At 63.6% G+C, this 17,291-nt stretch carries 17 protein-coding genes; 2 read left to right on the forward strand and 15 right to left on the reverse strand.

The features are described from left to right. Positions 1–8 precede the first annotated feature (8 nt). The gene (locus tag MQC88_RS03195; RefSeq protein WP_243319180.1) at positions 9–1,136 is read left to right on the forward strand and encodes a hypothetical protein; all 1,128 of its coding nucleotides are present in this window, start codon (positions 9–11) and stop codon (positions 1,134–1,136) included. Positions 1,137–1,313: 177 nt separating this feature from the next. Here the strand turns inward: MQC88_RS03195 and MQC88_RS03200 are convergent, their stop codons facing one another. The 9 genes from MQC88_RS03200 to MQC88_RS03240 all read right to left on the reverse strand — a co-directional run bounded on the left by MQC88_RS03200 (position 1,314) and on the right by MQC88_RS03240 (position 10,096). After that, on the reverse strand, positions 1,314–2,294 hold the full coding sequence (locus tag MQC88_RS03200) for a hypothetical protein (RefSeq protein WP_243319181.1): 981 nt from the start codon (positions 2,292–2,294) through the stop codon (positions 1,314–1,316). Positions 2,295–2,394: 100 nt separating this feature from the next. Continuing rightward, positions 2,395–3,774 (reverse strand): phage terminase large subunit, encoded by a 1,380-nt coding sequence (locus tag MQC88_RS03205; RefSeq protein ID WP_243319182.1) that lies wholly within the window; start codon positions 3,772–3,774, stop codon positions 2,395–2,397. Continuing rightward, positions 3,767–4,111 (reverse strand): hypothetical protein, encoded by a 345-nt coding sequence (locus tag MQC88_RS03210; protein WP_243319183.1) that lies wholly within the window; start codon positions 4,109–4,111, stop codon positions 3,767–3,769. Before MQC88_RS03210 ends, MQC88_RS03205 begins: the two co-directional genes overlap by 8 nt. A gap of 240 nt (positions 4,112–4,351) precedes the next feature. Further along, positions 4,352–5,167 (reverse strand): hypothetical protein, encoded by an 816-nt coding sequence (locus tag MQC88_RS03215; RefSeq protein WP_243319184.1) that lies wholly within the window; start codon positions 5,165–5,167, stop codon positions 4,352–4,354. 12 nt (positions 5,168–5,179) lie between these two features. Then, complete coding sequence (locus MQC88_RS03220; RefSeq protein ID WP_243319185.1) at positions 5,180–5,476, reverse strand: hypothetical protein; 297 nt, start codon at positions 5,474–5,476, stop codon at positions 5,180–5,182. A gap of 686 nt (positions 5,477–6,162) precedes the next feature. Further along, positions 6,163–7,725, reverse strand: coding sequence for a YfjI family protein (locus tag MQC88_RS03225; RefSeq protein ID WP_243319186.1), 1,563 nt, complete (start codon positions 7,723–7,725; stop codon positions 6,163–6,165). Beyond that, positions 7,722–7,937 (reverse strand): helix-turn-helix transcriptional regulator, encoded by a 216-nt coding sequence (locus tag MQC88_RS03230; RefSeq protein WP_243319187.1) that lies wholly within the window; start codon positions 7,935–7,937, stop codon positions 7,722–7,724. The genes MQC88_RS03225 and MQC88_RS03230 overlap by 4 nt, the downstream gene beginning before the upstream one ends. Positions 7,938–8,009: 72 nt before the next feature. Continuing rightward, positions 8,010–8,696, reverse strand: coding sequence for a hypothetical protein (locus MQC88_RS03235; protein WP_243319188.1), 687 nt, complete (start codon positions 8,694–8,696; stop codon positions 8,010–8,012). Beyond that, the gene (locus MQC88_RS03240; RefSeq protein ID WP_243319189.1) at positions 8,696–10,096 is read right to left on the reverse strand and encodes a tyrosine-type recombinase/integrase; all 1,401 of its coding nucleotides are present in this window, start codon (positions 10,094–10,096) and stop codon (positions 8,696–8,698) included. The genes MQC88_RS03235 and MQC88_RS03240 overlap by 1 nt, the downstream gene beginning before the upstream one ends. Before the next feature lie 380 nt (positions 10,097–10,476). Here MQC88_RS03240 and MQC88_RS03245 point away from each other — a divergent pair, with 380 nt between their 5' ends. Next, positions 10,477–11,313: a hypothetical protein gene (locus MQC88_RS03245; protein ID WP_243319190.1), complete on the forward strand. Its 837-nt coding sequence runs from the start codon at positions 10,477–10,479 to the stop codon at positions 11,311–11,313. Positions 11,314–11,690: 377 nt separating this feature from the next. Here MQC88_RS03245 and MQC88_RS03250 read toward each other — a convergent pair whose 3' ends face one another. The 6 genes from MQC88_RS03250 to MQC88_RS03275 form a co-directional block, all read right to left on the reverse strand. Next, positions 11,691–12,089: a hypothetical protein gene (locus MQC88_RS03250; protein ID WP_243319191.1), complete on the reverse strand. Its 399-nt coding sequence runs from the start codon at positions 12,087–12,089 to the stop codon at positions 11,691–11,693. Positions 12,090–12,124: 35 nt separating this feature from the next. Continuing rightward, positions 12,125–12,319, reverse strand: a complete 195-nt coding sequence (locus tag MQC88_RS03255; RefSeq protein ID WP_243319192.1) for a PspC domain-containing protein — start codon at positions 12,317–12,319, stop codon at positions 12,125–12,127. Further along, positions 12,316–13,383, reverse strand: a complete 1,068-nt coding sequence (locus tag MQC88_RS03260; protein ID WP_243319193.1) for a class III poly(R)-hydroxyalkanoic acid synthase subunit PhaC — start codon at positions 13,381–13,383, stop codon at positions 12,316–12,318. Before MQC88_RS03260 ends, MQC88_RS03255 begins: the two co-directional genes overlap by 4 nt. Further along, entirely contained in the window at positions 13,380–14,456 is a 1,077-nt protein-coding gene (gene phaE / locus MQC88_RS03265; protein ID WP_243319194.1) for a class III poly(R)-hydroxyalkanoic acid synthase subunit PhaE, read from the reverse strand. The genes MQC88_RS03260 and phaE overlap by 4 nt, the downstream gene beginning before the upstream one ends. Positions 14,457–14,565: 109 nt before the next feature. Further along, positions 14,566–15,186 (reverse strand): CDP-alcohol phosphatidyltransferase family protein, encoded by a 621-nt coding sequence (locus MQC88_RS03270; protein WP_243320246.1) that lies wholly within the window; start codon positions 15,184–15,186, stop codon positions 14,566–14,568. Positions 15,187–15,351: 165 nt separating this feature from the next. Then, entirely contained in the window at positions 15,352–17,193 is a 1,842-nt protein-coding gene (locus tag MQC88_RS03275; protein WP_243319195.1) for a D-(-)-3-hydroxybutyrate oligomer hydrolase, read from the reverse strand. Positions 17,194–17,291 lie beyond the last annotated feature (98 nt).

Below are 17,291 nucleotides of genomic sequence, written 5' to 3' on the forward strand. Positions count from 1 at the left end.
TCGTCAGGATGACTGACCTGTCAAGATTGAAGGTGTCGCTCACCAAGCATAACGCGCATAAGATTGCGCCGCTTCTGAAGAAGTACAAGGCGAGTAGCGTTCTCTCTAAATTGAGCGAAGTCCATGCAGAGACCGTTCAGGCCCACAAAAATCTATCGGTGCAAAACGGCACTCAAGTTCCGAAGGTCTGGGCTAAGGTCAGAAAGCTTGGCGGAAACGCAGTCGATGCGCTCGTACTAGTTGGCATCATCTTTAGCCACCATGAACTAATTTTGGCGATGTCGAATGCCAGCTCCCGCTCAAGGTACTCGGGGAGAATCGAACGCAATGTCCAGCTCACAGGAAAAGCCTATACGAACTTCGTACAGATAGTGGACCAACTGGGCTATGCGACGAAGCGAGATCTTAAGGGCGTCACTTTTAACTTGCGATCTATGTTCAGCATGCCCGGCCTCGGACCGCTTGTAGGCGAGCTTCTTAAGTACAAGCTAATAGCGGCCAACTGGAATCAGGCAGGAACAGTTGCAGATGAGGCAATCGCGCTCAGCTTTCAGAATGTTTTTGGGGTCACCGACAAGGAATTTCGAGATTGGATCACCGTCGGAGCGGAGCCTCTTGATGCCGGCACTCAGCTCATTTCTAAAGACGAAGAGTTTTTCGATTCTCCAGACGAAGGAGTTACGGGAACATTCGCATTCAAGCCCGGTCACGAACAGCGTTCTGTAGATCCAGTCTCCAAGAAGGCATCTGCAAAGACAAAAGCGAACCAGCTTCACAACGACATACAGAACCGTCTTTACGAGTACCTGAAAGCGAAGATTGGAGCTCCAAACGTAGGGACAGAGTTAGACACAGGGAGTGGGACAGCAATTGACCTCGCGACTAAGCAACCTGGAAAACTTACGTTCTACGAGATCAAGACCAGTAGCTCCGTCCGAAGCTGCATCCGTCAAGCTATTCCGCAACTACTTGAGTACGCTTATTGGCCAGCCGAAGAGCGAGCTGACGAGTTGGTGATTGTTTCTCATTTGCCGATCACGAAAGCCGCAGACAAGTATTTGGCTCACCTCCGCGATAAGTTCGAGCTTCCTATTACCTATCGGCAGTTCTCGCTTACGGACAACCGGCTGATCTGAACGCGCCAATCGATTTCAGAATTTTCCTACGCCTCGGTTGGCGAACGCCCGATTCCAGCCCCGTGATTGCGCCAGCAATCTATACCCGTCGGCAACGCGCGCACCTCTGAGGTCATCCAATCGCGCGGGCCCTGCAGGGATGCAGGGCTGCCGGCAGATATCGAGGACAAAGATCACCTATCGCGGACAAGTCGCGAGCATCAAGCCTTGCCCAACGAGTAATCCGTGAACAAACGCCGACGTCATGATGGCGGCGCCTAAGAGAGCAGAATAGAGACTTATCGGGAATAGGACCTTCACCCAAATCCTGGTGTATGGGTCGTGCGGGTTGCCTATCTTCGTCGAGAACTCTTTGAATGCCGCTTCAAAGTTGCTTGGGATTTTCGCTGCTTCGCTGAACTGAAACGCCGCTGTGTTCATCCGGCGCATATTGAACGCATGCCAGAACACGTAGATCGAGAGCGACACGACGATTGTGATAGCAACCGCAAACTCCGTCGTTTGGCACATGGTGTCTCGCATGAAAGACCAGACGGCCAGCAGCCCAACGTATCCAGCAGATATCAGCAAGTTGGTCATTCTCTCGCCCCAATCAAATATCTTCTCCATCAATGATTCAGGGGATGGTGCTGCAAGGGTAGCGGGAGTTGAGCCAGCCTCAGTCGCCACCTCGGAATCCGCGGGAGGGCGGCTGCGAGCAGCTGGAGGTAGAGGAATATGAAACTTATCCAATAAGACGAACGTAACGTGTGCGGTGGCGCTCGTCAGAGCCTGGGTTCGATCAAGGCCTACATACATGGCCTCATGGACCATCATGTCGCGATATTCTAGTGCGTACCTGAAGACGGCCCACTTCTCAGAACCGAATGCTTCCTCCGGTGCTTCGCCTCTGATAGACAGCATCGCCTCAATCATGGAATCGACGCGAGCATTGCGGAGTCCTTCAAACGTACTTCGACGTTCTTCGGGAGCCGTGTGGTGCACTAGCCATGAACGGACGACTGCCTCAATAGCTGCCAGAGCATTGATGAGCTCCATTTGATTTGGAGCAACATGCAGCAACCGCTCTACGCCGAGATTGAACCTGTTCTCTGGCAACCATTCGATGCAAACTTTTGAGAGTTCGGCGAGATGCCAGTCGTAATTGTCGGTAGTCATATACCTTCCCCAACTGCAATCTTTGCATCGTGGGATTCACTGCATTTGCAGTCAAGGACTAGTAGAGCCACTAGCCTCACGCTTCGACGGTGCCTCTGACCTACGTCGGCCGCTCGATCCTGACATCCGCAACGGTCGCCCAGGCCACCCGCTGGGTGCCGTAGCGCATAGCATCTAGGGCGTGGTCGGCCCCTGAGCTGTCCACGTCCTCGGGCCTCTTGAGGTCCCGACCGGCATAGGGCGCGGTCAGCCAGAAGTAGCGGCAGGTTCGCGAGACGTACAGGCCGGGGCGGTCCAGCTTCCCAGCGTCCGCTAGCATCCGGCGCATCCGCTGCCAGCCCTGTACCCGGTCGCCCTTCTGCGCGGGTACAAAGTGCACCCCGGCCCGCTGGAACTCGTCAGCGATGGAGCCGACCGAATGCCCGCTCCGAGCGAAGCAGGCGTCATCGGCGACACCCTCGGGGTCGATCTTCCAGCGCTCGCACATTTCCTTGATGGCGTCGGACAGCACTGGCACGGTCCAACCGATTCCTTCGTTGAGCCGGTCGTCGCTCCGGTTCGTGGCCAGTTCGTCTACGGCCACAATTGATCCGCGTGGATAGAACTTGCTGTCCGGACCTTCCCCTCCGGGACTCTCGGCCAGCACGTAGGTCACCGAGGGGGCCGCCGACCCGAAGTCATGGGCCAGCCAGGTCCACCAGCCGCGCGGAATCTCTGGCCACAGGTTGGTCGCCACCCGGTCTTCATCCAAACAGTCGGCGAAGTACGCTCCGCGCGCAACGCTCCAATCGCCATCCACCCAAGCCCGCAGTAGCTCAGGATCATCCGCGCAAGCCGCGCCGAGCTGTTCTCGGTACATCTCAACGTCGAGAAACTGATTCGCCGCGAACGTGCTGGGCGCGTTGACGCATAGTCGCTTCGACTTCTCGTCGGTGAATGGCGTCCATGGCGCAGCTTTCGTGAAGACGAAGCGTCGGGCGATCCACATGTGACCAACGCCGCCCGGGTTCGCCGCGTAGACGGTCCGGATCGGCAAGTCTTTGGGGCCACGCAAGTTGGAGCGCAGCATGTCGAGCAGCGAGGCGTCTTGATATTGGCCACATTCGTCGGCCATCAGCAGCGTGAAGCTGCGCCCTTGGTACTTGGCGTAATCGGCTTGCGACTCAAGCTGCCCGAGTTCAAGGATCCCACCGCTCGGTAGTTTCCACACATGCTCGGCGCCGTTGTAGCGGGCTGCTGGCCCGTAGACCTTGGCGAACAGGTCCTGCGTGGTCAGCACGAAATCTTCTAGGCCCTTGTAGGTGCGCCGGATGTACAGCACGCGAGCGCGCTTGCCGTACTGCTCGATATGCCGCAACGCGAGCAGCGCCATTAGGTAAGACTTGCCGCCACCGCGACCGCCCGTCAGGGCGAGATCGATGGACTCCGGCACCAGCAGCGCGCGCTCTTGGAACGCATTGAGTTCGATGCCGTCACTCATGTTCAATCACCCGAGGCATACGTGGCAACGGCACCACTTCTAGCCTGCCGTTGCGCTCCACGTAGGTTTTGAGGTCCGGCGCTGCCGCAGGGATATGGAAGGTGATGCTGACCCTGTTGCGGTTGTCTTCGGGTTCCTGTTCTCTGTACCCATGGCGACTTCTTAAGAGAAACTGCGCCGCCCCCAGGTCGCGCTTGTAGATCGCCGCCTCGTACAGAGTGCGATGCAATAGTTCGCGCTCAAGCTCCTTGCCTTCATCAAAGGCTTTGCGGAGTGATGCATTTGCATCCAGCCACCGCTTGAAGTCATCGGCAGACACCGCGAATAGCGTGTGCATGGCTTTCAGGGAACCACCCTTGCTGGCCGCCACCCGTACCCGCTCAGGGGCATCGCTAGGGACGCTGTCTGCCGGCGGTGCGAGTGCTTGGGGCGGCGGGGGCGCGGATGAGCTTACAACAGCGGGCACGAGCGCAGCCGGGGCCGCAATGGGCCCGGGTGCCTCATCCACCCGCCACGGTGCACGCGGAGGCTGCTTGGGGGATGGCGGTGGCGACTTGCTGGACACAGATGCGATGCCTCAAGCCTTCCGTAGGTCCGACAATGCTTGCGCGGCGTCGAAGTCCACGACCGAGTTCATGAGCTTCGGGATTCCGGCCTCCAACTTGTCCACTACCGCGAAGGCCTTGGTCAGGCCGGGCTCCAGTTGCAACAACTTGGGATCACGCAGGCCAAGTAGTGTCGTGCGCTTCTGCATCTGCTGTCCCACCTGGGAGCCGGTCAGGAACGCCGGTGCGCCGCCGATCGCGTAGTCGATAATGAGTGCTTCATCTCCACGCGCACGGGCAATGAGCGCTTCACGATCTTCGGTTTTCATCGCGCGCAACACGTCGCGTGCCTGCTCGACCATACCCGCGAGATGCGGCGGTGGAGTCATGGCAGCCCGCAGACGTTCCTCCACGTCCCCGCGGGTCCGATGCAGACTGTTGCGCAGGCCGTTGATCGTGTCGGTGTGCTGGGCCAACGTTTCATTGCCGATCCTCGCCACTTGGGCGATTCCCTGTGGCCCGCTGAGAAGCTCGTTATCAAACGTGCGGGCCATCGCTTCGAACGTGCTGACCACCGACTTGTGGATGTTCTCGCGGGCGGTGCGCAGACCGTTGAACTCGGGCGCATCCGGCAGCGGGTCATGCACGCCGAGGGTTTCGATAGCCACAATGGCTGCTTCTTCGGCTCGGGCCTTGGCGCGCTTGCGCGGTTCCTGTGCGGCTTTCTGTTGGGCTTCCAGCGCATGTTGGGCGGCATTGTTCATACGCACACGTTCTGCGCGCCGTTCTTCGGCCTGTTGGATGGCTTGCTTTGAGCTGTAATCGGTGGGTGTGCTGGTAGTGGTCATAGCGGCGTTTCCCTAGTGGTCAGTGGGATCGATGAAGGTTTGTTCGTGCATGCGGTACAGCCCTTCCAGCCTTCGCATTGCACGAGCGAAGGTGTCTGCGTCTCTGTCACTAGGGTGTGTGACCAAATACATGCGCACGGCTTGAACGCAGTCACCGACTTCGGCCACGCATGCGAGCAGCCGGTCGGTATTCCGGTCCGTTGCCGGGTTAGTCTTGGATCGCTGGAACCGGAAATCCAGCGCTGCATTGCTGGCTGCAACGTGCAGCTCATCGATGGACGACAGCAGCCGGTTGATTGGTCGAGACATCGTGCAATCCGGTTACGAATGGGTGCAGTTTTGCCTCCGTCCCGCGCTGCTATTCCCCCGGGGAAGGCGCCACACCCAGCTTTCCGGCCAAGCCATGTACAAAATCGCGCGCGGAACTGCCACACGCACGGAAGCAAGCGCATTCCTGCAGTTCACGGCTGATAGCAGATGAGCTGCGCTTAGGGGCTGTAAGTTTGCTGCAGACGCAGCAACGGCCTCCATTCCCTATTCCCGCTTTCATTCCCTATTTCATTCCCAGTTTTGGAAGCTAAAAACAAGCGATATCTGCTTAATCATGGAATAAATGGAATGGATTGGACTTTGGTAATTAAAGGTTACGACACGGTTACGACAGGCAGCCCTTTCCCTGCATTTGCATTCTTCATTCCCTTCATTCCTTGATATGCAGGAAACCGCTTAAAAATAGCTGCCAAAAGCGGGAATAAAAGCGGGAATGGAGCCATTCCCTGCATTCCCTGTCGGTTTTGCGAATCCCATCCACTTCATCTATCAATGCGGAATCACAGCAGGAGCGCGTAGGAGCGCGATCAACCCCGACCCGCTGCCACGGTAGCGACCCCGGGGACGGACAACGCGGAAACTCGCGGGGAGGAAGCCCTAGCAGCAGGACAGCCGCTGGTACTGCTCTTACCGGGGTGAAAGCGCATCTGTGTCCATTGCGGGGACTAGTCAGACCAGAACTTGATCGGTGCTGAGTTAGACACAGGCCTAGGTGCCAGCGTAGGCCGCGGGGCGGGTTTAGCCGCAGGGAGCCCATATGCCTCTGGGTCGCCCAGGACATACATTTCGCTGCGGAGGCCGAAGCGCTGCAGCGCCGCATGCGAGTCCAACTTGAACAGTGCACCGGTCTGGCACATCGCCAGTAGTATCGAATTCAAAGCCATGCCAACGCCGCGGCGGTCTTGATTGAAGGCGATGCACTGCTTTGCGCGCCGGCGGAGGTATGACAGGGGGACGACGCCTTCATAGAGAATCTTCTGAGGGACTCCGTACTTGGTTTGGCGCTGTAGCGGCTTCATCCGGAAGTACTCGAGTACGTACTTTTTGAGTTCCGCCTCCTGTCGCGATTCACCGGCCCCCACCATTCCTTCGCGGAACTGGTTTGCGAGGGTGCCCACGCAATGCTCCACAAACTTATATGCCCAATCGACGTGTTCGCGTTCAATGACGGGGATGGAGTGCTGCCCGGGCATGCAACCGACTGCGACAAGCGCGGCGATGCGCCTGATGTTGAGTCCTGCTCGATTCCAAAGGGCGCGATCAAATACATCGCGTGACTTGTCATTGAAGTCGGCGTCGAACTTAGCTTGAATGGCTTCGAGCGCCTTTGCGCCGTCCTCGCTGGTCACAATCTGGCGGGGCTCCATGGGCATCGGATCGAGTCCGCCTAGCTGCATGACTGTGGCCACAAGGTCAGCGAATCGATTGACCAGCTGCGCTGGCGGCGGAAAATAGGCCGTCGGGTTTGTTGGTGGCCGGTCACCCGTAACCTCGATGACTAGCGTGCGCGGCAGCAAGCCGTCCTCAATGTCGCGGAACGAGAGGTTGTCAAATACGTGACCGGGGGTCGATTCGCCGAGAATGCTTATTGCCGGCGCTTTGACGATTTGGGTGTCTTTCTCCCGATCTGCGTAGGCGGTCGCGCGGAAGGTGTTTCCCTTGCCTGATTTTGCATATAGATCTAGCAGCGAGAGTCGCAACTCGCTTGTAGAGGCCGGTGCGCGCGGATCGTTCAACTCCTTTAGGCGCAGGCCAAACTCGCTCTGGATCGACAGAAAGCAAGGGTTGGATGTCAGCGCTCGGTTCAACGCTTGTCCTGATGCGAACTTGCGTGGTCCCACGAAGTCGTCCGCGAACGAGCTGCGCTCGCGCACAGCGTCAAGTACTCGTTCTATGCCGCGAGCCATGTCCTCCTTGCCACGCCCGCTTTCCGCGAGCAGCAAGAGGTAAAGATTGAGCCCCGTACCTTCGAAATTGAAGGCGCGGCCCGCGACACCCGCCATGAGCCCCAGCGCGCCAAGCATCGCACCCTCGAGCATCGGATAGCGCGCACTGGCGTAAAAATAGCTTGCGAGTTCGCCCAGCAGTCCAGGCGGCTGCGGAATACTAAAGCTGGACCGGATTGCCTCGTGCGCGTCGCCGGGAGCGGCGCTAAGCTCAACGGACAAAGGTTGGGTTTCCTCAGCGCCCTCGGTTGCCGCCGGGGGCGTTTCTTTTGGGGCCCTCATTGGCTGGCCCCTTGCTGCTCCCTACCCAGCGACTCCAGCCATGCTTGTATGTCGCTCTGGCGATAACGCAGCCTGCCGCCCACCTTGACGCATTGCGGGCCGTAGCCACGCATCCGCCAGCGCTTGAGCGTGAACGGATGGATGCCCAGTGCGGCGGCGGCAGCGTCTTTGCTGAGGTAATCCCGGACGAGGTTTGGGGTTTCGTTTTCCACAGTGGCGCCCTTCTTGGATGGGGCACCTATTAGCTATCCGTTTGCTCGTAGCTATTCCCTGGGGGAAAGGGGTTAATCCCACTCCGGAGGATACGTAAACTTCTTGTCGCGATCGCGATGCCACTGGTATTGCCTGAACGATACGGAGATGAGGCCTTCGCACAGCTCCTCGTCAATCTCCAAGATGTTTCGCCCGAAGACTTCGCTCTCGGATGACACGTCGCGACTGTATTTCCATCGGACGAACTGCACAAGTCGCGCCTGTACGTCGCGGTAGAGTTCAGGGCGAGTCTTGATCGGCAAACCGGGTCGTTGAAAGTCTGTGGTTAACGCGACTTTTAGATCGGCATCGGTCAGTCGATCTTTGTCGAATGGGAGATCGCCATTCGCAACGATTGCTCCGATGATTCTCTCGACCTCGACTTTATCCTTGCGGCCATGCTTCGCCATGGCCCTGTGGTTGGCGCCATTGAAGAACATTAGAGGTTTGACGGGTACTACTGCCCCAGATTTCTTGTCGCCTTTAACCTTCACCGTATTGGCCACATGGTGCGCAACATCCAATGCTCCATCAATGATGGCGTCCATAACCTCGGGGTCGATCATCTCCCTGCGGTACAGGCGTGGCCACATCAATAGCTCGATGGCCGCGCGGCTATCGCCGTCGCGCGCTTGTTGCAATAGCTCGCGCTCGGGCTTGACCTCGCGCGCTGCACCGCATGCCGCCCAGTCGCGGTCGTCTTCGCTGTCCGTGCCCATCATCCAGCCCTCCGTAGCGGCACAACGTTGGATTTCTCACCCTGTAGCATGCCTTCCAGCCGGCGCCACCACTTCTCCAGCGCTTCCCGCTTCTCGTCCAGATAGTCGTACATGTTGTAGTGCTGGCCGCCTACACTGGCATCAATATGGTTCAAGACGCGATCACGGTACTCCTTGGGCACCTTAGCGGCTGCCATACCGGTTTCTACGGTGCGACGAAGATCGTGCGGGGTGAACGGGTCGACGCCTAACAGGACACCCCCAAATCCCGCGCGCTGCAGTTCCTTGCATATCTCTCGCAGCGGGCGGCTAAGGTTTTCATCTACCAAGTGCGGGCTGCGTGCAGCCGGGAACACATGGTCGCCTTCCACGGTCTCGCGCCGGCGACGCAGCAGGTCCACCGCCACTGGGATGAGCGGGATTAGATTGGGTCGCTTGTTCTTGGAGCGCGCTGCCGGCAGCAGCCAGGTCGCTGCATCTAAGTCCAGCTCTGCCCACGGAAGGTCGCAAACCTCGCTCGCCCGTGCCCCTGTAAGCAGCAGCAAGCGCAGGGCATCCCCTTCCCCATGGGCAAACCGCTTGTCGCGCAGGCTCGCAGCAGTACGGCGCTTAACAGGTGCACGGCTCCAAATGCTCTCGGGGTCAGTAATACGCCACAGCACGCGCAACTCTTTGGGCGTAGTCAGCGCGCGTGTCCGGGGCTTCGGTTTGCCGCCGGGAATCTTCATCCGCAGGCACGGGTGGACCTCGACGATTTCCTCGTCCAGTGCATACGAGTACATCTTGCGGACCAACGCGAGCCGATGCCCTGCTTCTGCCAGTCGCGGTGCAATGCCGTTCTGCGGATCGCCGATTGCCACAGGTTTGATGAGCTGGTGCACATCGGCACGGGTGATTTCCTTGGCCTTACGGTTGCCCCACGTAGGCTTGATGACAAGCTCGATTCTGCGCTCGTCCTCTTTCCAGCTGCGCTTGTTTGGCTTTGCCCATTCCTTGAGGTAGCGATCGGCCAATGTGGCCACAGTGACCTCCTTCGCTGCCTGCTGCTTTGCCGCCTCCCGGGCAGCGCGCGAGTCCTTTTTCTGTTGGGACGGATCGTGGCCGGCAGCGATGCGTCCGATCAGCTGCTTGGCTTCTTGCCGCGCCCAGTCCAGCGTGCCGACGAACTCACGGGTAGCGGGTCCGCCTAGTCGGTTCGACGGAGGCGGCATCCAGCGTCCGATGGTGAACCGCTTGTTCTTCCCGTCGAACGTGTAGGCCAGGACGAAGTGGCGGGATCCGCCTTTGGTGATCCGGGCGGTGAGCCCTTTGACCTCGGTGTCCCAATGCAGCTCGTAGAGGGATCCGCTGGGTACGGGCATGGACTTGATGTAGCTCTCGGTGAGCTTGGCGCGCGGCATGGGACACCCCTGTGGTCGATGTTTTGTAAGTCGTTTGTAAGTGCGGGACTGCTACGGGAAGGCTCCCTCCCCGCACCCGCAGCGTATCCACGGTGCACCAAAAATGCACGTAGAATCAAAGACTTACGTCAACATCATGCCGCGAAACCGCTTGCCTTTCAATGGGTTACCGGACCCCAATTCGCCCACTCAAAATCCGCCGCCCTTAAAAGCGTGAGGGTTCGAGTCCCTCCTCCGGTACCAGGTCGGAAAGAAGCCCGCGAGCGATCGCGGGCTTTTTCATGCCCGGGAGCGCCCGTGGCCACGACGGCGCCGCCCATTCAAGCGCGCTTTAGCCATCCGCGGCGATCATCCCTGCGCCCCGCCCCCCGGATCCGGCCTTGCCTCGACTCCCTGCCCTGGCCTGCACCTTCCTGCTCGCAGCCTGCGCCACGCTGGCCTGCCGCGCCGACGCGGCCGCCACGGCCACGGGCGACGCCTGGGGCGTGCGCGTTCTGGGCAGCGGCGCCCAGCGCAACATTGAAAGCCTCAGCGAGATCAATGCCGGCAAGCCCGCCCGCGCGCAGCCGCCGGCGACGCGCGTCGTGGCCAGGCGCGCACTCGGCGACGCCAGCGTGCAGTTGCTGGCCGACGCACCCAGCGCGCGCGTGCTGCAGGCGCCCGACGCCGCCTTCGGCCCGGAACTGGACAAGGCAGTGGAATGGCTGCAGAAGCTGCGACCTCGCGGGCAGCCGCCAGCGCGCATCGTGCTGACGCTCGTGGAGGACAGCTACCACCTGCGCACCCGCCGCAGTCATCCCGGCGCCGATGCCCTGGTCGTCGACCTGGTGATGGCATTGCCGGCAAGCGGCGCCGTGGCGCCATCGACCGCGGTCGGCAAGGCCCTGGCGGTGGCGCTGCACGAGGCCAGCCACGCCTACGCGGCCCTGCTGCCACCGGGCAAGGCGCCCAGCCGCCGCGATGACGAATACCGGGCCTCGCTGGTCGAATCCTGTTACCTGGTCGACACCTTGCGCGCCAGCGACACGCTGCAGCTGGCGCCACGGACGGCGGCCGATGCCGGCGAGTACTTCGTGACCGCACAGAGCCGCGACGCGGGGCGCGACGTGGTCGCCGAACTGGTCCGCGCCGCCGGCGGCGGGCATGTGCGCGGCAACGACAACGTCGCCATGCTCGGCCTGGACCTGGCCTGCGCAGTGCGGCTGGCACAACGCTGACCGACGCGACCGCGCTGCATTGCGCCACCTGCTCGAGCAGCGCGACGCTTATTCAACGGCTTGCGCGGATGCACGCACGGATTTCATCAGCGCGTTCGTGCAAATGCCTGTGTCGCAGGCGCGGCGTGCTGTTGCGACGCCGCAAAAGGTGAAGGCCCAGTCTCCCGGGTGTGACCCCGGTCGGCTGAGCCTTCGATGTCAGAGCTGTTGAAACCTGCGCTTGCGTTCCGCCGGCTTGCGCCTTTGTCCCGCCTTCGCCGGCCTCTTTTTCTCCGACGCCTGCACGCTATCGCAGTGGCTGTTATAAAAACGTCAAGCGGCCCGACCGTTCGTCGGCACGCACGCCTGTCCTGCCGCGTGCGCATTGTTGCAGTGCATTACCACGGCCACCAGCCGTGCCCGCACTGCGCATAACGATCGGCGGCACGCTCGAAGCGGTTGCGCACGCTGACGCCGCCGCAGAGCAGGTACAGCGGCAGGAACAACGGGCCCAGCGCCATGTACTGCAACACGTGCGCGCGCTCGTGGTCGGCGAGCACGATCGCGGGTTCGTCGCCGTGGCCGGCGCGGTGCGCATAGGTCACGCACGGCGAATCCAGCGTGTCGCCGGTGTGCAGGATGATGTTGCCCAGGGTCAGCGCGCCGCCCGGGCCCCAGGGCATGCGATGGAACACGAGCGCGAGATCCTGCGGCCGCAGGTGCGCGTGAGCGCCGAAGGCGACGCCGATGCTGCCCGCAACCATGCCGAGCGCGGTGTTCGGCGCCGTCCACAGCATTCCCAGCGCGCGCAGTGCCAGCCGCAGCGACGGGTTCAGGGGCCTTCCTCCGGCATCAGCAGCCACAGGATCAGGTACACGAGGATCCCGGGGAATGCGGCCGAGGCGATCGACAGGACGACGTACACCACGCGCAGCAGGGTGGAATTCCAGCCGAAGCGCCGTGCGATGCCGCCCATGACGCCAGCCAGCACGCGGTCGTTGCGGGAGCGCGAGAGGCCCCTGCTCATGCGCGCCGCTCCAGCCAGTCGTGGATCGTCTGCGGCACCTGCACCTGCGCGCGGCCTGAGACGTAGATGCCGATGTGCCCGCCGCGGAACGACAGCTCGGTGTAGTCGTCGCTGCCCACCAGGTCCTTGAGCGCGCGCGACGCATCCGGCGGTACCAGGTGGTCCTGCTCGGCGTAGATGTTGAGCACCGGCATCTCGACCAGGCCCAGGTGCACCTCGCGCTCGCCGATGGTGATGCCGCCGTTGACGAAGCCGTTGCCCTGGTAGAACTGCTTGATGAACTGGCGGAACGCCTCGCCCGCCTGGTCGGGCGAATCGAAGATCCACTTTTCCATGCGCAGGAAGTCCTCGACCGCGCGCTTGTCGTCGAGGATGTCGACCAGGCCGACGTACTTCTGCAGGTTCAGCCGGAACGGCTTGAGCATCAGGTAGCAATGATTCATCAGGTCCGCCGGCACGTTGCCCAGCGTATCGACGAACAGGTCGACGTCCATCGCCTGCACCCAGTTCGACAGCATGTTGTCCGGCGTCTGGAAATCCACCGGCGTCACCATGGTGACCAGGTTCCTGACCTTGTCGGGATGCAGCGCCGCGTAGCACAGCGAGAACGCGCCACCCTGGCAGATGCCCAGCAGGTTGATCGCATCGAGCCCGGAGGCCTTGCGCAGGTGGTCGACCGCGCCGCCGAGGAAGCGCTCGATGTAATCCTCCAGGGTGAGGAAGCGGTCGGAGCGGTCCGGGTAGCCCCAGTCGATGATGTACACGTCCTCGCCGCGCGCCAGCAGGCCCTTGACGATGGAACGGTCGGCCTGCAGGTCGACCATGTACGGGCGGTTGACCAGCGCGTAGCTGATCAGCAGCGGCACCCTGGCCGTCGGTTTGCTGTCGCCGCGATAGCGGTACAGCACCACCTTGCCGTCGCGCCAGACCTCTTCCTTTGCGGTCGCGCCGTAATCGACGTCGTCGACCTCGCGCAACGTGCCGAGGCCGGCACCGAGCTTGGCCTGCAGTTCCATCGCTTCCCGGGCGAGCGCCTGCGGGGTGAAATCGAGCGGGCCGGTCATCGCGGCTTCCTCTTCGCGCTCGGTTTGCCGGAAGGCGCCGCGGCGCGGCCGGGCGCGGGCTTGGCCGCCGGCTTCGCGGCTCCTTGCGCTGCGGGTTTGGCTGCGGGTTTGGCTGCAGCCTTCGCTGCCGGCCTCGCTGCTGGTTTGGCTTCCTGCGTGCGCGGCGCGGGTTCGGCGCGCGGCGCCGCGGGCGCGGCATCGCGCATCCGCCGCAGTGCGCGCTCCAGTTCGGCGATCTTGCGGTGCGCGGCATCGACCTCGCCGCGCGTGGGCATGCCCAGCTGCGCGCAGGCCTGTTCGACCTGCTGCTGCACGCCCTGGCGCACGCGCATCTGCGCGTTGACCAGCGCGCCGTACACCTCGCGGAATTCCGGCGACAGCGCGATGTCGGCGTACGCCTCCTCGGCGGCGTCGATCCACAGGTCGAACAGGGCGCGCGCCGAGGCCAGTTGCCGGCCCGGCTCCTCGCGCTCGGCGAGCTTGCCTTCGAACACTTCGTAGGCGCGTTGCAGGGCCTTGAACATCAGCGCGTTGTAGGCGGCGTTGCGCTGCTGGTAATCCAGCTGCGCCTGCGCCAGCTGCTGCAGCCGCTCCTGGTGCTCGCGACCGATGCCGAAGGCCGGCATGCCGAGCCAGGACGCGCCTTCGCGGCGCATCGCCTCCAGCCACGGCGTGGCGTCCTCGATCCAGCGATCCAGGCCTTCGGCGCCGCGCCCGCGCAAGGCGCGGAACATTTCCGGGAAGGGGTTCTCGCCGACCGCGCCGAGCGCACGCCTCCATTCGGCGGCGATGTCGGCGGCGCCGGCGTCGCGGCCGGCGAACTGCGCGGCAAGCTGCTGCATCTGCCCGTACCAGTCGCGCGCCTGCGCATTGAAGCGCTCGACCGCGGCATTGGCTTCGCTGCGGCCGCCATGCGCCAGCTGGCTCCACCAGTCGATCGCGTCCTGCCAGCCGGGGATGCCGGTGGCGTCAGTGTGCGCGCCGACGCCGCCGCGCCGCATCGCGTCACCCCAGGCATTCCAGTACTGGCGTGCCAGCGCTTCTAAGTCGCCGGTTCCCTGCGTGTTGGCCATGCATCCTCCCGTGTTGCGCCCATGCTAGCGCCGCGGATGTTGCACTGCCACATCGGGGCTGCCCGGTCCGGGCTCCCGCATCGGGCGCGCTCGCGGCCCGAAGGCCGCGCTACGGTTTCGGAATGCGCAGGGTCTTGCTGATCATCAGCGAGCCCGAGAGCGCATAGACCAGCACCAGTGGATGCAGCAACCACGGCCCCAGCCGGTACTGGCCGAACCACAGGTCCGCGCCGAGCCGGCCGCTGAACGCCGCGAGCGCCAGCAGGCCGACGATCACCACGCTGGTCGGGATTGGCGTGCCCTCGAAGAACCTCACCTTGCCTTCGTCGCCGGACAGCGATTCGGCGGTGACGTTGTAGCGCGCCAGGCGGCTGACGCCGCAACCGACGAAGTACGACAGCACCGCCCAGTCCCAGCCGCCCTGCAGGCCGCAGGCATAGCCGAGCGCGGCCGGGGCCACGCCGAAGGAGATCACGTCGGCCAGCGAGTCGAGCTCGCGCCCCAGCGTGGAGGCGACCTTGCGCCAGCGCGCGATGCGGCCGTCGAGCGCGTCGAACACGAACGCCAGCGGGATCAGCGCCATCCCCCACAGCAGGTCGGCGACCACGCCTTCCTGCAGGAAGCGCATCGAAGCGAAGATCGCGCCGGTGCCGCAGAAGGCGTTGCCCAGGGTGAACCAGTCGGCGAGATGGAACTCGCGCAGCATCGAGAAATGGCGCTTGTTCATCATGTTCCCCCGCATGGCGTCGGCGACAGCGTGCCAAAGCCGGCGTGAAGCCGGCAACTTCGGGGCCTGACGGGGGTTCCTGCCGTTTCGTCCTTGCTCCCCACCCTCGCCTTGGTTTGCCGCGCGAGCCACTGCGCTGCGCGGGCGAGGAGAACGCACTGCCAGTGCCTACGGAATCGCGAGGTCGTCCGCCGTCAGCGCGGCGCTACCACGCGGTTTGTTCGCGATCACCGCATCCGCGGGTAACGCGCCCTTCCCATCGAGGAAGGCATCGACGCGATCCAGCGCGGCATACACGTACGGCAGCATCGGCACGTAGCGCGCCGCGTAATCCGGGAAACCGAGGAAGGCGTCGAAGTGCTCCGCGTTGCCCACCTGCCAGTAACGCACCTCGCGGCCCGCGGCCCGGGCGGCGGCCACGTACGGCGCGCTGCTGAAGGCCGGCGGCACCAGGCCGTCGTCGAGGCCGTGGACCACGATCACCGGCAAGCCGGCGCGCGGCAGCGCGGCACGGGTTTGGGCGATGCCGGCACGCACGCGCTCGGCGTCGGCGCCCTGCCCGTCCCAGAGCGCGCGCAGGCACTGCAGCCCGGCAATGGTGAAGTCCGGTGGCACCATCCTGCCGTCGACCAGGTTCACGCCATTGCCCGGCGGGATGCCGGCGCTGTCGGACCACCACGCGGCGCGTTCGGCGTCGGTCGCAGCACGCAGGCTCAGGTCCGCGTTCTGCGCGGAGAACGCGTAGCCGCAGGGATGCTCGCCGGCGCCGTAGCGGCCGTAGGCCGAGGCATAGGTCGCCGCCACCGAGCGCCACAGGTCGAAACCGCTGGAAGCCGCGCCCGAGCGCATCGCTTCATCGGTCCAGCCGCTCGCGCGCATCGCGTCGTAGGCCGACTTGGCCTGCTCGGCCACGGTGTCGCCGGACACCAGCCCCAGCGACTTCAGCGTCGCGCAACGCAGCGTCCACCACGGCTCCACCGTGGCGCGCATCGGCGGCTGCGCCATCGATGCCGGATCCAGGTGCAGCAGCGCGCACGGCTGCAGCAGCGCGGCCTCGGTGGCGTAGTCGTACAGCGCGCGGCTGCCCGGCGCTTCCGGGTAGACATTGGGTTCACCGGCGACCACCGCATCCAGCCAGCCGCCTTCGAGCTCTGCAGCGCGCAGCACCGCGCCGCCACCGTTGGAAATGCCGACCGCGATCACCCGGGTGTTGTCGAAGGTGAACGGCGCGGCGCCGGGCAGCGCCTCGCCCAGCACCTGCAGCGCGTACTGCGCGGCCTGCCGCACGTGCCGGCCCCAGTCGGCCTCCGGGTTGTCCTGCGAATGCGCGTGGCGGAAGGCGACGCCCTTCGCGCCCGCCGGCACGTCCGGCGCGAACGCGAGGCCACCGTCGGCCACGGCGCCGCTGGTGCCATCCACGCGCACGCCGATGCCGGCATCGAGGTCGAAGAAGTCGCTGCCCGCGCCCTTGTCGGTGTAGGCCACGGCGCAGCCCTGCGGCAGGCCCCAGGCACCGGCGACCGAGATCGCGCCGTACACGCCGCGCGAGCCGGAAGCCGGTGCGACCACCACGCAGCGCTTCGCCGCGTCGAACGCATCGGGCACCTGTACCAGCACCCGGTGCGGATGCTTTGCGCCCGGCACCGTCGCCAGCGCCGAGAACTCGCGCCCCGGCACCGCGCCCGCATGGCCGTACACCGTGCCGTAGCCGCCGCCCGGCGACAGGTCGGCGATGCCGCGCCAGTTGCTCCAGATCGCGCGCCGGCGCGCTTCGGCCGCGGTCGGACGCGCCGCATCGGCGAACGCCGGCGGCACCACCGCCTGCAGGCCCGCCAGGCCCAGGCCCGCGGTCAGCAGGTCGTCGCCGTCGCGATGCGCGGTCACGACCTGGCCGCTGATACCCAGGCTCGGTTGGCTGGCAACAGGCGACATGGCAGTTCCGGGGCGGGTGGCGCAGGCCGTCAGCGACAGGGCAAGGGCGGCAAGCACCGCAGGATGGATGGCGTTCATGCCCACACCCTAGCAAGCGCGCGCGCCACGGCCATCGTACTTTGGTCCGAACTCGACGCCCGCGGGCCCCTGCTAGGCTAGCGAATCCCCCTTCCGCG

It is taken from the genome of Cognatiluteimonas sedimenti (assembly GCF_022808325.1).
GTDB lineage: Bacteria > Pseudomonadota > Gammaproteobacteria > Xanthomonadales > Xanthomonadaceae > Cognatiluteimonas > Cognatiluteimonas sedimenti.

What these genes read in the sequence shown, in the direction of transcription:
- MQC88_RS03195 (WP_243319180.1), top strand. Translation starts at nt 9, where the DNA reads ATGACTGACCTGTCAAGATTGAAGGTGTCGCTCACCAAGCATAACGCG.
- MQC88_RS03200 (WP_243319181.1), bottom strand. Translation starts at nt 2,294, where the DNA reads ATGACTACCGACAATTACGACTGGCATCTCGCCGAACTCTCAAAAGTT.
- MQC88_RS03205 (WP_243319182.1), bottom strand. Translation starts at nt 3,774, where the DNA reads ATGAGTGACGGCATCGAACTCAATGCGTTCCAAGAGCGCGCGCTGCTG.
- MQC88_RS03210 (WP_243319183.1), bottom strand. Translation starts at nt 4,111, where the DNA reads ATGCACACGCTATTCGCGGTGTCTGCCGATGACTTCAAGCGGTGGCTG.
- MQC88_RS03215 (WP_243319184.1), bottom strand. Translation starts at nt 5,167, where the DNA reads ATGACCACTACCAGCACACCCACCGATTACAGCTCAAAGCAAGCCATC.
- MQC88_RS03220 (WP_243319185.1), bottom strand. Translation starts at nt 5,476, where the DNA reads ATGTCTCGACCAATCAACCGGCTGCTGTCGTCCATCGATGAGCTGCAC.
- MQC88_RS03225 (WP_243319186.1), bottom strand. Translation starts at nt 7,725, where the DNA reads ATGAGGGCCCCAAAAGAAACGCCCCCGGCGGCAACCGAGGGCGCTGAG.
- MQC88_RS03235 (WP_243319188.1), bottom strand. Translation starts at nt 8,696, where the DNA reads ATGGGCACGGACAGCGAAGACGACCGCGACTGGGCGGCATGCGGTGCA.
- MQC88_RS03240 (WP_243319189.1), bottom strand. Translation starts at nt 10,096, where the DNA reads ATGCCGCGCGCCAAGCTCACCGAGAGCTACATCAAGTCCATGCCCGTA.
- MQC88_RS03250 (WP_243319191.1), bottom strand. Translation starts at nt 12,089, where the DNA reads ATGCTGTGGACGGCGCCGAACACCGCGCTCGGCATGGTTGCGGGCAGC.
- MQC88_RS03255 (WP_243319192.1), bottom strand. Translation starts at nt 12,319, where the DNA reads ATGAGCAGGGGCCTCTCGCGCTCCCGCAACGACCGCGTGCTGGCTGGC.
- MQC88_RS03260 (WP_243319193.1), bottom strand. Translation starts at nt 13,383, where the DNA reads ATGACCGGCCCGCTCGATTTCACCCCGCAGGCGCTCGCCCGGGAAGCG.
- phaE (WP_243319194.1), bottom strand. Translation starts at nt 14,456, where the DNA reads ATGGCCAACACGCAGGGAACCGGCGACTTAGAAGCGCTGGCACGCCAG.
- MQC88_RS03270 (WP_243320246.1), bottom strand. Translation starts at nt 15,186, where the DNA reads ATGATGAACAAGCGCCATTTCTCGATGCTGCGCGAGTTCCATCTCGCC.
- MQC88_RS03275 (WP_243319195.1), bottom strand. Translation starts at nt 17,193, where the DNA reads ATGAACGCCATCCATCCTGCGGTGCTTGCCGCCCTTGCCCTGTCGCTG.